Consider the following 14671-nt stretch of genomic DNA (forward strand, 5'->3'; position numbering starts at 1 on the left):
ATGGTGACGAAAGAGCCGAACCGAAAAGAATTAAAATTGCGATCAAATTTGAAAAATGTAAAGGTGGTAGAGCCGAATGTGGGAAAATCAATTGTTCGCCGGATTCGGGAGGTAATTCCCCTTTTGGAGCTAAGGGAAATATCCCCCGAACAGATCTCCTTTGATGTCGCGGATCAGGTTTATTTTCTTGGGTTGGACTCCTTACTTGATAAGCGATCGGTGCCCATACCGGTATCCCTTCGTGTCTTTGGATTTAAAAACGCGACGCCGGTTGCCTTCTTTGATGTTGTTGAATATAGAAAAACTGTAGGCCTAGGCGAAAGACCCCGCACTATATCAAGGGAAGGGGATGAGAATGAAATAGGGAGCCACGGCTTCGTATCAGGAGAAGGGGTTGCGGCCGAAAAGGAAGAACCGCGCGTTCGACAAATGGCTATATCGAAGATATACATGGATGTATATCTGAGAGCTCGGAAAATAGCGCTGGCTGCTGTTGAAAAGGCCGGGAAGGGTTCTCATTTAAGGCTATTACGCGTGCCTGCTCTTAATTTTGAAGCGATGTGGATCAACGCTGAAGACCAGAGAAATGATATTCTCGTACCACTGCGGAACGTCGGCCAACTTTCCATTTTTAAGACGGTACCCTTGGAGGAAGCCCTGAAGGCTTTGAGGAAGGCCGCGCGTCTGTTGGAGCATATGGATGAGTCGATGGGGGGATGAGAAACGCGGCCCGGGGAGAATCGGTCGGGCGGCATGAACAATGTCGCCCGCTTGACGCATCGGAAAGTGGTAATCCCTCCTCATTGGCGAAATCATATACTGTCTTATCTTTCATCAATCAATCCGTATCTAATCGAACATCGCCATTATCTGTTCGGATAATTTTCTCGCCGTAAAAATTCTTCACCTTATTTCTATTCCCAACCCTCCTTGGAATTTTTCTTATTGTAACCGTCGATTCTACAAGTAGTAATCGTCGCGCGATTGCGGGACCGATCTTCGAAGTCCTCTCTGGCACACGATCTGCAATATCTCCGGGTGTCACAAAATAAACCAAGCAAGAGGAGGTGATCCAGATGAAACACGCCACGACTCAATTCGTTCTGGCCGCGACGATGGCGGCGTTGTTTATCGGGTTCTTGATCGGCGTCTGATCGTCCATCAATGAGCCCACGCACCAAACCATTAGTAAGGCAAGGAGGGCATGAAATGAGACTCGAGGAAACCATACAAAAGCCGATCTATTCGACAGGCGCAATGATCGGAGTTTTTTGCCTGTTGGTGTTGATCGCGGCCATTCCGTCCTTCCGTTCGTTCATTCGGTCCATCCGGCCGGCGGGAGTCTCCGTTCCCGGCGGCACCGTCCAGGAAGAGGCCGGGTTCCGGATCGTGGCGTTGGCCCGTTTCGATCAGGAGCGGCACGCACGGCTTCAGGAACAATGGGACAAAACACTCCAACAGTATACGGCATTTGAAAACGGGCGGCAGGCCCGGCAGCAGGAGTTGCTTGGACAGTCCATCGCAAACACCGCACAGACAATATGGATGAAACAGGAGGGGCTTAAGGGGTCCATAATTCAAGCGCGTGCGGAGCTCCAGCGATTTAACGAGGAGCAACCGGCCCGCTGGCAGGAAAAGCTTGGAATGGCCGCCGTCGCCGCTTTTCGGAACGCGCCGGAAGGAGGCGAAGCCTTTCTTGCGGCGTTCCAGCATGAAACAGACCGTTTACATAAAATCCAGGGACGGATCTTGTACCGCCTGGAGTCAGATCTCGGCTCCCTGACGGCCCAACAAATCGAACTTCGTGGGGCGATCCCCGTAATGTACAGCGAAGCGATCCATTCGGCCAACCGGTCGGCTGAAATGATGGAGGCCTCCGAAACGGCCCGTGTGGGCCGAATCTTCGGCCAATTGCAGTCGGATCTTTCGTGGAAACGTACGCCGGAAGATTATGTGCAACAAGTCGCCGTCGTCCGTGAAATCCAAAGAGGTCAACACGGGGCGGGCGGGTTCGTGGAGTACGGCCTATGGGCGGTGGCCGGTCTTGTGATGGCGATGGTGTGGGCCGGTTCCACCATCACAAAGGATCCGATTAATTTTTCAAACGGGGAAGGATAGCCTCGCGGGTGCATCAAGACGTTTTATTCTCTCAGGTGTGACTTCAGATATCGGTGATGGGGGCTCGGGAAGTGGTTGCCACGCCCCCATCACCACGGCCGACGTTCAAAGGGTCATGACTTTTGGGTGACCGATCCGACCCGATCTTGACATTCGCGGATCCTTGCTATAGTATTGTAACCTCATTACCAGGCTGAGACGATTCTTCCTGTTGAACGGTAAATACTCCTCCTCCACTTCCCCAAGCGCTTCCCTCGGAATCTTCTTGTAGTTTTTTTCTGCCCCCCAGTCAATGGCTTTGTATCTCAGAGTCCTCGAACAAGGAGGCTCTCGATGGGACCGGGTTTTCCCTCCTTCTTTTCAAACCAATCGTCATGGCCCCCGTGTGCCCTTCGTCCTCCTCCAATGGACCGCTTTAGGTAAAGAATGCGAAAAAACAAAACAGCGCACCCTATAGCACACAAGGAGGCGTGCCATGTGTCGACGCAAATTATTTTTGACGCTTTTGATTCTTGCATCCTCTTACTCGACGGCGTACGCCGCCCATCAAAGGGTGGGGGAGCCCTACCTGCATCCGAACGATCGCGCATCCCATCGAAGCGTCACCGCAACCGTAACAAGGATCGCAAGCGATATGGTATTTCTCCAAACAAACCAGAAAACAATCCGGACCTACGGGATGAATGAAATAAAGAGAGATGGAAGGCCCTCGATCAAACCGGGCGATCAGGTGGACCTGATTCTGGACGCGCGGGCCAATACGATCCTGGCCGTCGCCCCGCCGCATGGAACCGGGGCTTATATCGGCGATGAAGTCACCGGGACGATTCAACACTTCGACTGGGTCGACCGGCGCATCACGCTCGAGACCGGAAAAGGCCAGACCCAGAGTTTTGAGGTGAGGGTTGCCGTGGTTACGAAACTGATCGGCGTCGATAAAGGGAGTCCGGTCACCTTGGAAATGGACGGACACGACCGCGCGTTTGATGCCTATCGCGCGGAATGACGAACGGCCCGGAGCCTCCCCCCCTGCTTATGACCCGGGGTACGGTTGATTTCTCCGCTGGGTTCCTATAATCTGAGAAGTCGGGCGGGATATGAACCGATTGAAGAGGAGGTCCTATATGAAAGTCGGAATTCTCGGATCGGGCGAAGTGGCCAAGTCGCTGGCCGCCGGTTTTCTAAAGCATGGTCATGAAGTCATGCTGGGCACGCGAACCACTTCCAAACTTTCGGATTGGGCGAAAAAAAATCCCAAGGCGAAGGTGGCCGGTTTTTCGGAGGCGGCCCGATTCGGCGACCTGGCGGTTCTGGCCGTCAAGGGCACTGCCGCGGCGGAGGCTCTCCGCGCCGCGGGCGCCGCGAATCTCGCGGGAAAGCCCCTCATCGACGCGACCAATCCCATTGCCGACGCTCCGCCGACCAACGGAGTCTTGAATTTCTTCACCCGTCTCGACGAGTCCCTCATGGAACGGCTGCAGCGCGAGTTTGAGAATGTGCGCTTCGTCAAGGCCTTCAATTCGGTCGGGAACGCACTCATGGTCGATCCGCATTTGAAGGGGGGCAAGCCGACGATGTTCATTTGCGGGAACGACGAAGCGGCGAAAAAGATCGTGACCGGAGTCCTCGATCAGTTCGGCTGGGAAACGGCGGACATGGGGCCGGCCGAGGCGGCGCGCGCGATCGAGCCCCTGTGCATCCTCTGGTGCATCCCGGGCTTTCTCCGCAACGATTGGATGCACGCGTTCAAGCTGCTGGCCCAAAATTGAATAAGGGCCTTGCAAGCGACATGGATCATAGCCGCCCCATCCGAAATGGGGCGGTTTTTTTTTGACTTCGCTTCGGATCGACTCCACCATTTCCCGCCGTTCGTCGGTCCGGAAATCATTTGATTGACCTCCCGATGACGGCGCGACGAATTTTGTTTTTTCCCCATTGCGGTAATGGCCGTAAGGATTAAGTTCCTGTCCTGCCCAATCCCAATCTGAAATTGTCGAAATAAGCCTTTCATTCAAGCGACATCCTTATTATAATGAATGAAACATTTGGGTCATATAAAAGGAGCGTGAGCGATGAATTATTACGAGTCCAAAGATCTGGGTCGCTTCGGGGAAGTCGGAAAGTTTGCGGGCGACCTGATGAAAAAGTTCTTCGATTATTATAATGAGGCCACCGGGAAGGAGGGGGCCTTGACCAAACGGGAGAAAGCCCTGATCGCCCTGGCCGTCGCGCATGTCAAGCAGTGTCCCTACTGCATCGACGCCTATACCACCCAGTGCTTGGAGAACGGCTCGAATCCGGAGGAGATGACCGAGGCGGTTCATGTCGCGGCCTCGATGGAAGCGGGCATGACCTTGGTTCATGCCGTTCAAATGCACAACGGCCTTGAGCGGCAGGGGGGATAACCGGGATGCCGGACGATATTCGCTATCCATTTTTGTCCGTGCTCGGCCGCCACGGATTGAAGCTGCCCCCCCTTTCCATCGATACGCTCCAGGTCAATGTCGGGAAACTCTGCAATCAGGCCTGCCAGCACTGCCATGTCGATGCCTCCCCCTATCGCACCGAGGAAATGGACCGCAAGACGGTCGATCAGTGCCTGAGAATCCTGAGGGACCATGACGCCATCCGGAACCTCGATATAACCGGGGGAGCTCCGGAGCTCAATTCCCATTTCGACTACTTTGTGACGGAAGCGCGAAAGATCGGCAAGCACGTCCTGGTTCGTCACAACCTCACGGTAACCTTCGACGGTCATCCGAAAACAAGGGAGTCCAAGGAATATTTACCCGTTTTTTTTGCTGAAAATCAGGTGGAGGTGATCTCTTCCTTGCCCTACTACCAGGAATATTTCACGGACAAACAGAGGGGAAAGGGGGTGTTTCGAAAAAGCATCGAAAGCCTCAGACGGCTCAACGCGCAGGGCTATGGAAAAGACGGCGCCTCCCTGGTATTAAACCTGGTCTACAACCCCGTGGGCGCTTTTCTCCCCGCGTCACAGGCCGGACTGGAAGCGGAGTTCAAACGCCGACTTTATCAGGAGTTCGGAATCGTTTTTAACCGGCTTTATACCATCACGAACATGCCGATTCATCGTTTTAAAAATCAACTGGAGCATCTGGGTGTCTATGATGAATATATGACGAAGCTTGTGAACGCATTTAACCCGGCCGCGGCGGAGGGGATCATGTGCCGGTCCCTGCTCAGCGTTGGATATGACGGAAAACTTTATGATTGCGATTTTAACCAGATGGCCGAGATGCCGGTCCTGGGTGCCGAGGCGATGACGGTCTTTAATTTTGATTTCGATAGGCTTATGGAACGCCGGATTTACTTCTCTTCGCACTGTTTCGGGTGCACGGCCGGCGCGGGCAGCAGCTGTGGAGGCTCCACCGCATAGTAATGGCGAGGGCAATCCCCGGCCGGAAGGCCCGAGCTCTTCAGTTTCCCCCCTGGATTAAGATTTTTAATTAAAGAGATGATTTTATAGTAAAAACCCACTTTCGTGTAGTTGATTTTTATAATTAATAATATTATTTTTAAGCTGCTCAAAACTGAGGGAGGGGCCTTCCTGTATGCCAGATACTAAAACTGGCCAGGAAAGAAGGGTTTGGTGTATTTAATGAAGCAAAACCGGAGAATCTGGACCGTGACTGTCGGTTTCTTACTCCTTGCCGGTTGCGGAGTTATGGGTGGGGGGAGCGGCGGTGATGGTTCATCCTCATCCTTGTCCCACAACCAGGGCAGCAATTCAACCGATCCCATCCAAGACCCGCCCGCGGACCTCGTTCTAGGCCAGATTGATTTCGTCAGCAGTCTTTCGAATCAGGGCCAATCCTCGGTTAATCAGGTGGGCCTTAACAATCCCGTGGCCGTGGCGATTGATCGGAGCGCCGTTCCCAACCGGATCTATGTGTCCGATTTCAATAACAATCGGGTATTGGGTTGGGCCGATATTTCATCCTTAACAAACGGTGCCCCAGCCGATCTGGTTCTCGGTCAACCCGATTTTTCACAGAGCTCATGCGATAATGGTGGGATTACCGCCGATTCACTGTGCGCCCCAATGGGGATCGGGGTGGACGGTGGGGGAAATCTATATGTTGCGGACCGCGGAAACTCCCGGTTAATGGTTTATTTTTCTCCTTTTACAACCGACACGACAGCCGACCGGGTCATCGGTCAGCCGACTTTTAGCACGGCGGGGTGCAGCAATCCTCAACCCTTTGTGGCCAGTTCCATCTCGCTGTGCGATCCCTTTTCGGTGTCGGTTGACGGGGCGGGCAATGTCTATGTCGCGGACATGGCCAACAACCGGATTCTGGAATATGACAGCCCGCTCTCGACCGACATCGTGGCCGACCGGGTCATCGGCCAGCCGGGGTTTACGACAACCGCCGCCGGGTTGGGCCCAAGCGGACTTAACCAGCCCTACGACGTTACCGTGGACGCTTCGGGAAATGTCTACGTGGCCGATTTTCGAAACAACCGTGTGTTGGAGTATGATAATCCTCTCGGAAGTTGTTCGACGTGTGATACCTTGGCAGACCATGTGTTTGGACAGCCCAATTTCATGTCGAACATCGTCAATGCGGGAAAAGGGCCCACCGCCCCCAGTGATAAATCTCTAGCCTCTCCGATCGGCGTGGCCGTGGATCTAATGGGGAATTTGTACGTGGTGGATTATGCCAATTCCCGGATGTTGGATTTCTTCTCCCCCTTGACGACCGATGCCGTTGCGGACGTCGTGTTCGGACAACCGAGTTTCACCAGCAACGGGTGCAATCGGAAGGGGCTGACCGCGAAGTCGCTTTGCTTGCCGCACAGCGCCGCATTTGATGGGGACGATAACGTCTGGGTGGTTGATTTTGCAAATAATCGGGTGCTGCGCTATGGAAATCCCGGGGCACCGCCACCCCCTCCTCCTTCGAATGTGACCGTCCTGAATGCGAGCATGCATTTCGAGGAGGAAAATCCCACTTCCTGTTCCCTCCAAACGGAGCTTGAGTTCAGCTTTGAAAAGACACCGGGTGATATAACGAGCGGAGACGAAGGCCATACCACAAACGATATTGTTGATTCTTCTGTCGTGGTCACAATGACTTTCCCGGACAATGTCGTGGCGACGTCGCTCCCGGGGACCGGGGTAAAAGAGGATGACCGGAATTCGCCGGAGGCTCCTTATTTCTACGGACTTGAGTATAAGGTTAATTTTGACTGTGCGACCATGGAGGCCCATGTCGGTCCCTATGAGCTTGTGGGGATCAGTGTCTCCGGGACATTAACGGATGGAGATACCTTTTCAGGGACCGGGAAGGCCAAAACCCATCCACCATGAAAACTCTGTTGGCCGTATGAATTTTTCCCGAGCTAATCTGCTTTAAAGTTTAGAATTGTGCGATAGGTCGTTCACCGTTTTCGCGTAATGTTTTTATTCTTTATTGTTCAAGTTTCTTTAAGTGCCCATTCTGTTGCGGCGGAGAGGAGGGGTCTTTCCGCCGTTTCAATCTTAATCTTTGAATACAACGATTCGTGTTAGGGGGTGATAGAAAGAAAGTTTTTAAGTGACCGACCTTTCCTCCGGATGGGATGATCCTCTCGAGATCATTAACAAGAGCCAGAGTTACCATCACCCGTTGCTCATTCAGGAGGAAGATCAATGCCAACCGCAAAGGGGTCCTCGCCCGTTATTGGGTTTACCCGTCTTTTTCGGCTTCCCTCGGTGTCGAAATACGCCCGCGGAATGGATGTGGAGGAAAACCTCTCCACTGTTCGTTCTACAGTCGCGTCCTTGATCTGCCTAGTGACCAGTAAAATTGCCAAAAAATGCCAATTTAGTGCTTCCTGCCAAAAGGAGCGATTCGTTCGCGGATTAACCCGTTGTTGCGTTTTTAATACGCCACTTTTGAGTAATTGACGAGGCTGTTTTTGTGAGATATATTCAACAGTTAACAGCATTCAGCCCATTCAAATATATCGATTTGGAGGGGACCGTGTTACGAAAAGGAAGATCCAAAATCGGCCTTTTTGTATTCGGGTTGTTCTGGCTTGGTATTTCGTTATCCCAAGCCTTTGCGGAGGAGGTGGGTGTTCATTATCAAGTTTTGGGTACACAACAGGCGAACGGAAGCACGACCGTATCCATTATACTTGAATTGATGAACCTCTCGGGTCAAGACTTAAACAATCTGACAATCGGTCAATCGATCACCCCCCTTGCTCTTCCGGACGACGGCTCGCTCAATATCAATATTGGGACGCTAACTCCTACCGAACCCAAAATGATCCAGGCCAGCTTTACCGTTCCGAACGCAGACATGGCCTCGGGTGATGAACCCTTCAAGTTCTACGTGACCTACAACACGGCGGATGGCATTCCAAGGGCGGCCCTCTTGCTCGGTCAACCGACCGCTTTCATAGGGAACCCGATCCCATGAAATATAGGAAGTTGTCGATTGGCACAGGACTCTTGCTGGTTCTCTTCATCTTTTCGTATCCCTTCGCCCTCACCGGGGATACCGTGGCCGATATCGTCCTCGGCCAGCTCGACTTCACTCATAACGCCCCGAACCTCGTGGACGGCCGGGGTTTGTACCTCCCCTTTCGCGTCGCGGTGGACAAAAATTCCAACCGGATTTTTGTGGCGGATGACGGTAACAACCGTGTGCTGAGCTGGCCGGACGCCACCTCCTTCCAAAACGGCGATGCGGCCGATGTGGTCATCGGTCAGCCCGACTTTTCAACCACTCTCTGCAACTATGGCGGGGTGTCCGCCCGCAGCCTCTGCCTGCCCAGAGGGGTGGGGGTGGACAACGTCGGCAATCTCTACGTGGCGGACACGAACAACCACCGTGTGCTGGAGTATGACGCGCCCTTTACCTCGGGCATGGCGGCGAGCCGTGTATTCGGGCAGGGCGGAAGCTTCACCTTGGCCTTGCCGAACAATGGAGGACCATCCGCGGGCAGCCTCGACTTTCCCAATGCCGTGGGTGCGGATGGATCGGGCAACCTCTATGTGGTGGATCAGTACAACAATCGTGTTCTGGAATACGACAGTCCGTTGACGGACCAAACCGCCGACCGGGTGATCGGTCAAGCGAATTTTAGTGCGAATAAATCCAACAGGGGCCAAGTAAACCCGGCCGCAAACAGTCTTTCCAATCCCTTTGGGGTGGCCTTGGATGGCTCGGGCAATCTTTATGTTGCCGACGTCTCGAATAACCGCGTGCTGGAGTACAACGCGCCCATCAGCTCAGGCATGGCGGCCAGCCGGGTTTTCGGTCAAACAAGCTTTACATCGTTCACCACCAATGCCGATAATGCGGCCACTGCAAGTACGTTGCGCAGACCTTATGACGTGGTCCTTGACAGCTCGGGCAACCTCTATGTCGCGGATAACGGCAATTGGCGGGTATTGGAGTACACCGGTCCTTTGGCGGACAACGTCGCCGACCGGGTCTTTGGACAGGGCGGAAGCTTCAGCGCCACGACTTGCGTCAAACAATCGTCCAGTGTCAGCGCGAGCACGCTATGCACCGTGACGGGAGTGGGGGCGGATGGGTCCGGAAACATCTATATCGTGGATCCGGACAACAACCGGGTGCTTGGGTTCAATAGCCCGGTGACCACGGACACGGTGGCCGACCGGGTCCTGGGGCAAGCCAATTTTTCGAATTACGGCCCCAACTATCTCGACGGCGCCGGGTTTTTGAACCCTTCGGGCGTTGCGGTCGACCGAAGCGTGAGGCCCAATCATATCTATGTGGCCGATACCGATAACTCCCGTGTGCTGGCCTGGAACGATGTCTCGACCTTGATTAATGGGCAACCGGCCGATATTGTCATCGGCCAGCCCGATTTCTACAGTGCATTCTGCAATCAAGGAAGTTCGGCCTCTGCCAGCACATTGTGTAACCCAAGAGGGATTGCCGTCGACAGCGCCGGTAACCTTTATGTGGCGGACAATACCAACAACCGGGTTCTGGTATTCAACAGTCCTTTCACAACGGACACGGTGGCGGATCAAGTTATCGGGCATTCAAACTTCACCGATGTCGGCTGCAATTTCTTCAGTGGCGCGACGGCCGTTAGCGCGAACAGTCTCTGTAATCCAACGGGTGTGGCCTTCGATCCGTCCGGAAATCTATATGTTTCTGATTTTACCAATAACCGTGTCCTCGAATACAACGGCCCGCCGGGGACGGGCGCGGCAGCCAATCAGGTCTTCGGCCAACCCGATTTCTCGAGCAATATTTGCGACAACGGCGGTATCAGCGCAAGCAGTCTCTGCAATCCCTCCGGGGTGGCCCTGGATTCCTCCGGGAACCTTTATGTGGCCGATTTAAACAATAATCGCGTCCTCGAGTACACCAGTCCGTTGACGGACAATGTCGCCGATCAGGTCTTTGGGCAAGCCGGAGACTTTACCGCAAATGTTGCGAACTACCCAAACATCAGCGCCACCAGTTTGTCATTGCCCAGAAGCGTGGCTGTGGATGGATTGGACGACCTTTACATTGCGGACACTGCCAACAGTCGGGTCCTGGAGTTCGATAATCCTCTCGGAACCTGTACGACCTGTGATACCGCGGCGGATATGGTTTTCGGCCAGCCCGGCTTCGGCTCCAATAACGCCAATTACGGGGGCTTGTCCGCTTCCAGCATGTACAACCCTTACGGCCTGGCCGTGGGGGACGACCTTTACGTGGCGGATACGGCCAACCACCGGATGCTGGTAATCTTTATCGACCTGCCGCCGGTGGTGACCGACCAGGATGTCACCACGCCGGAGGACACGCCGGTCACGATCACGCTGTCGGCGACGGATCCGGACAGCCCGTCCGTCACCTTCAGCATCGCCGGTAACCCGCCGTTCGGGACCCTGTCCCCGATTACGGGAACGACCTGCACCCCGGTCGGCGACGGCACCTCCTGCACCGCCCAGGTCACCTATACTCCGATATTAAATTACAACGGTCCGGACAGCTTTTTATTCAAGGCGAACGACGGCTTGCTCGATTCGAACATCGGCACCGTGAACCTGACCGTCACGCCGGTGAACGATCCGCCGGTGGCGGATGATCAAGCGGTGACCACGGCCGAGGAGGCCCCGATCACGATCACGCTCTCGGCCTCCGACGTGGATAACACCTCCTTGGCCTTTGCGGTCGCCATCGCCCCCCACTTCGGGACGTTGTCGGATATCACACCTCCGGTCTGCACGCCGACGCCGGACGGGTTGGGGTCGGACTGCACCGCGCAGGTGACCTACTCGCCCAATACCAATTACTTCGGCTCGGACCTCCTGACCTTCACCGCGAACGACGGATTGTTGGATTCAAATCAGGGATCGGTGCCGATAACCGTCACTCCCGTGGAAGACCCGCCGACGGCGGCCGATCAACCCGTGTCGACGCCGGAGGACACCGCGGTGGTGATCACGCTGAAATCCGAGGACGTGGACGGGGATCCGTTGACCTATTTGATCAATACCAACCCCGCCAATGGGACCCTTTCAGGGGTTTCGGCGCCGATCTGCACGCCGCAGGGGTTGAGTTCGGAATGCACGGCGCAGGTGACCTACACGCCTAACCCCGATTACAACGGCCCGGACAGCTTTTCATTCACGGTGAACGACGGCCAGATGGATTCGAACGTCGCCGTCGTGAGTTTGACCGTGGTCCCGGTCAACGATCCGCCGGTTGCGACGGGACAGAGCGTGACGACGGCAGAGGACACCCCGGTGCCGATCACGTTCTCCGCGACGGATATCGACAGTCCGTCCCTGACGTTTGTCGTTATAACCCCACCCAGCCACGGATCCCTGGGGGCGATCGGGACGCCGGTCTGTACCCCGAGCGGCGCGGGCTCGAGCTGCACCGCGCAGGCCACCTACACGCCGGCGGCCGACTACAACGGCTCGGACAGCTTTACGTTCGGCGCCAACGACGGAACGATCGTCTCGACCCCGGCCGCGGTGAGCCTGACGATCACCCCGGTGAACGATCCGCCGGTCAGCCAGGCCCAGAGCGTGACGACTCCGGAGGAGGCGCCGCTCGCGATCACCTTGACCGCCACGGACATCGATAGCGCGTCCCTGACATTCGCGCTCGGCACAGCCCCGACGAACGGGACCTTGTCGGCCATCCCCCCTATAGCCAATTGCACGGTGAACGGCGCGGGCTCCACCTGCACGGCGCAGGTGACCTACACTCCGAATCCGAATTATAACGGACCCGACAGCTTTACGTTTACCGCGAGTGATGGACTCCTCACTTCGTCGGCCGCGACGGTTTCGGTGACGGTGACGCCGGTGAACGATCCCCCGACCGCCAACGCCCAGAGCGTCACCACCTCCGAAGACACCGCCTTCACGATCACGCTTTCCGCGACGGATATCGACAGCACGGCACTGACGTTTGCCACAGGGACGGCGCCGACGAACGGAACGCTCGGCACGATCTCCGCGCCGACCTGTACCCCGAGCGGCGGGGGGGCGAGCTGCACCGCGGCCGTGACCTACACGCCGAACGCCAATTACAACGGCCCGGACAGCTTCACGTTTACGGTCAATGACGGGACTCTGGCCTCCACACCGGCGACGGTATCGGTGACGGTGACCCCGGTGAACGATCCCCCGACGGCCAACGCCCAGAGTGTCACCACCCCGGAAGACCAGCCCTTAGTGATCACCCTATCGGCGACGGACATCGACAGCACCGCGCTGACCAATTTTGCCGTGGCGGGGGCCCCGACGCACGGGACCTTGGGGACGATCGGGGCACCGAGTTGCACACCGAGCGGCGCGGGAACCAATTGCACGGCCCAGGTCACATACACACCGACCGTCACGTATAACGGCCCGGACAGCTTTTCATTTACGGTCAGCGACGGATCGCTGACCTCGACCGCGGCGACGGTCTCGATCACGGTGACCCCGGTCAATGATCCCCCGACGGCCGATGCCCAGAGCGTTTCCACCGCGGAGGATACCCCGATCACCATCACGCTGGCGGGGGCGGATATCGACAGCGCGGCCCTGACCTTTTCGGTGGCGGGAACCCCCGCGCATGGCAGCCTGGGGACGATTACGGGAACGGCCTGCACGCCCAGCGGCCTGGGCTCCAGCTGCACGGCGCAGGTGACCTACACTCCGAACTTGAACTACAACGGACCCGACAGTTTCACCTTTATCTCCAACGACGGGTCTTTGAATTCGACCGGGGCTGCGGTCAGTGTGACGATTACGCCCGTGAATGACGCGCCGGTATCGAACGGAATGAGCGTGACGACGGCGGAAGGCAGTCCGGTCACGATCACGCTGTCCGCCACGGATGTGGACAACTCCGCGCTGGCGTTTATTCTCGTGGCCCCTCCCACCCACGGCACCCTGGGCGCGATTTCGTCCCCGACCTGCACGCCGAGCGGACTGGGCACGAGCTGCACCGCGCAGGTGACCTACACGCCGAATCCCCTTTATAACGGCCCGGACAGCTTTACCTACAAGGCCAACGACGTCTTGCTGGATTCAAACGTCTCGACCGTGAGTCTGACGGTGACGCCGGTGAACGATCCCCCGACAACGACGGGCCAGAGCGTGAGCACGGCGGAGGATACGGCGGCGGTGATCACGCTTTCCGCGGCGGACGTGGACAGCGCGTCGTTGACCTTTACGGTTGTGGGGGCGCCGACGCATGGAACGCTGGGAACGATCGGGACGCCGAGTTGCACCCCCAGCGGATTGGGGTCGAGCTGCACGGCGCAGGTGACCTACACGCCCAATTCGAACTACAACGGGACGGACAGCTTTACATTCAAGGCGAATGACACGCTCTTGGACTCCAATTCATCGACCGTGAATTTGACGATCACGGCGGTCAATGATGCACCGGTCTCAACCGGTCAGACTGTGACGACTCCGGAGGATGCCCCTGTAACGGTCACGTTATCCGCCACGGATGTGGACAGCGCGACATTGACGTTCAGTCTTGTCTCCCCCCCCACTCACGGGTCGGTGGGCGCGATCGGGGGGACGAGCTGCACGCCGAGTGGACTGGGGACCAGCTGCACGGCGCAGGTGACCTACACGCCGGCGGCCAATTACAACGGGCCCGACAGCTTTACGTACAAGACCAATGACGGTTTCCTGGATTCGACCGCCTCGACGGTCAGCATCACGGTAACGCCGGTGAACAATGCGCCGGTGTCGAATGCGCAGAGCGTGACGACGGCGGAGGACACCGCGTTGGCGATCACGCTCGCGGCATCGGACATCGACAGTCCCGCGTTGACGTTTGCGATCGGGACGCCCCCGGCCCACGGGAGCCTGTCGGCCGTATCCGGGACGAGCTGTACCCCCAGCGGATTGGGGACGAACTGTACGGCGCTTGTGACCTACACCCCGGCCTTAAATTATAACGGCCCGGACACCTTTACGTTTACGGCCAGTGACGGTTTACTGCCTTCCACGGCCGCTGCGGTATCTATCACGGTGACGGCGGTGAACGACGCGCCGGTGGCGGTGGCGGACAGCGCGACGGTGTCGAAGAACAGC

At 56.5% G+C, this 14671-nt stretch carries 9 protein-coding genes; all 9 read left to right on the forward strand.

What is annotated here, in order from left to right; genetic code table 11:
- A complete protein-coding gene (locus VMN77_06520) occupies positions 1-720 on the forward strand; it encodes a hypothetical protein (protein HTN43434.1) in 720 nt (239 codons plus the stop codon).
- Between the two features lie 489 nt (positions 721-1209).
- Entirely contained in the window at positions 1210-2118 is a 909-nt protein-coding gene (locus VMN77_06525) for a hypothetical protein (protein ID HTN43435.1), read from the forward strand.
- 475 nt (positions 2119-2593) lie between these two features.
- Positions 2594-3124: a hypothetical protein gene (locus VMN77_06530; protein ID HTN43436.1), complete on the forward strand. Its 531-nt coding sequence runs from the start codon at positions 2594-2596 to the stop codon at positions 3122-3124.
- A 118-nt stretch (positions 3125-3242) separates the two neighbouring features.
- The gene (locus VMN77_06535; protein ID HTN43437.1) at positions 3243-3887 is read left to right on the forward strand and encodes an NAD(P)-binding domain-containing protein; all 645 of its coding nucleotides are present in this window, start codon (positions 3243-3245) and stop codon (positions 3885-3887) included.
- Positions 3888-4190: 303 nt separating this feature from the next.
- The gene (locus tag VMN77_06540) at positions 4191-4523 is read left to right on the forward strand and encodes an arsenosugar biosynthesis-associated peroxidase-like protein (GenBank protein ID HTN43438.1); all 333 of its coding nucleotides are present in this window, start codon (positions 4191-4193) and stop codon (positions 4521-4523) included.
- A 5-nt stretch (positions 4524-4528) separates the two neighbouring features.
- Positions 4529-5518 (forward strand): arsenosugar biosynthesis radical SAM (seleno)protein ArsS, encoded by a 990-nt coding sequence (gene arsS, locus VMN77_06545; GenBank protein HTN43439.1) that lies wholly within the window; start codon positions 4529-4531, stop codon positions 5516-5518.
- Between the two features lie 327 nt (positions 5519-5845).
- Positions 5846-7456, forward strand: a complete 1611-nt coding sequence (locus VMN77_06550; GenBank protein ID HTN43440.1) for an NHL repeat-containing protein — start codon at positions 5846-5848, stop codon at positions 7454-7456.
- Positions 7457-8048: 592 nt separating this feature from the next.
- Positions 8049-8555: a hypothetical protein gene (locus VMN77_06555; GenBank protein ID HTN43441.1), complete on the forward strand. Its 507-nt coding sequence runs from the start codon at positions 8049-8051 to the stop codon at positions 8553-8555.
- The coding region (locus tag VMN77_06560) for an Ig-like domain-containing protein (protein ID HTN43442.1) at positions 8552-14671 on the forward strand (6120 nt) is incomplete at its 3' end. The genes VMN77_06555 and VMN77_06560, both read left to right, overlap by 4 nt.

The organism is Nitrospiria bacterium (assembly GCA_035498035.1).
In the GTDB taxonomy this organism is placed as follows: Bacteria; Nitrospirota; Nitrospiria; order JACQBZ01; family JACQBZ01; genus JACQBZ01.

Bases quoted from the DNA above. Each gene is read 5' to 3' on its own strand.
- VMN77_06520 (HTN43434.1), top strand. From the start codon at position 1: ATGGTGACGAAAGAGCCGAACCGAAAAGAATTAAAATTGCGATCAAAT.
- VMN77_06525 (HTN43435.1), top strand. From the start codon at position 1,210: ATGAGACTCGAGGAAACCATACAAAAGCCGATCTATTCGACAGGCGCA.
- VMN77_06535 (HTN43437.1), top strand. From the start codon at position 3,243: ATGAAAGTCGGAATTCTCGGATCGGGCGAAGTGGCCAAGTCGCTGGCC.
- arsS (HTN43439.1), top strand. From the start codon at position 4,529: ATGCCGGACGATATTCGCTATCCATTTTTGTCCGTGCTCGGCCGCCAC.
- VMN77_06540 (HTN43438.1), top strand. From the start codon at position 4,191: ATGAATTATTACGAGTCCAAAGATCTGGGTCGCTTCGGGGAAGTCGGA.
- VMN77_06530 (HTN43436.1), top strand. From the start codon at position 2,594: ATGTGTCGACGCAAATTATTTTTGACGCTTTTGATTCTTGCATCCTCT.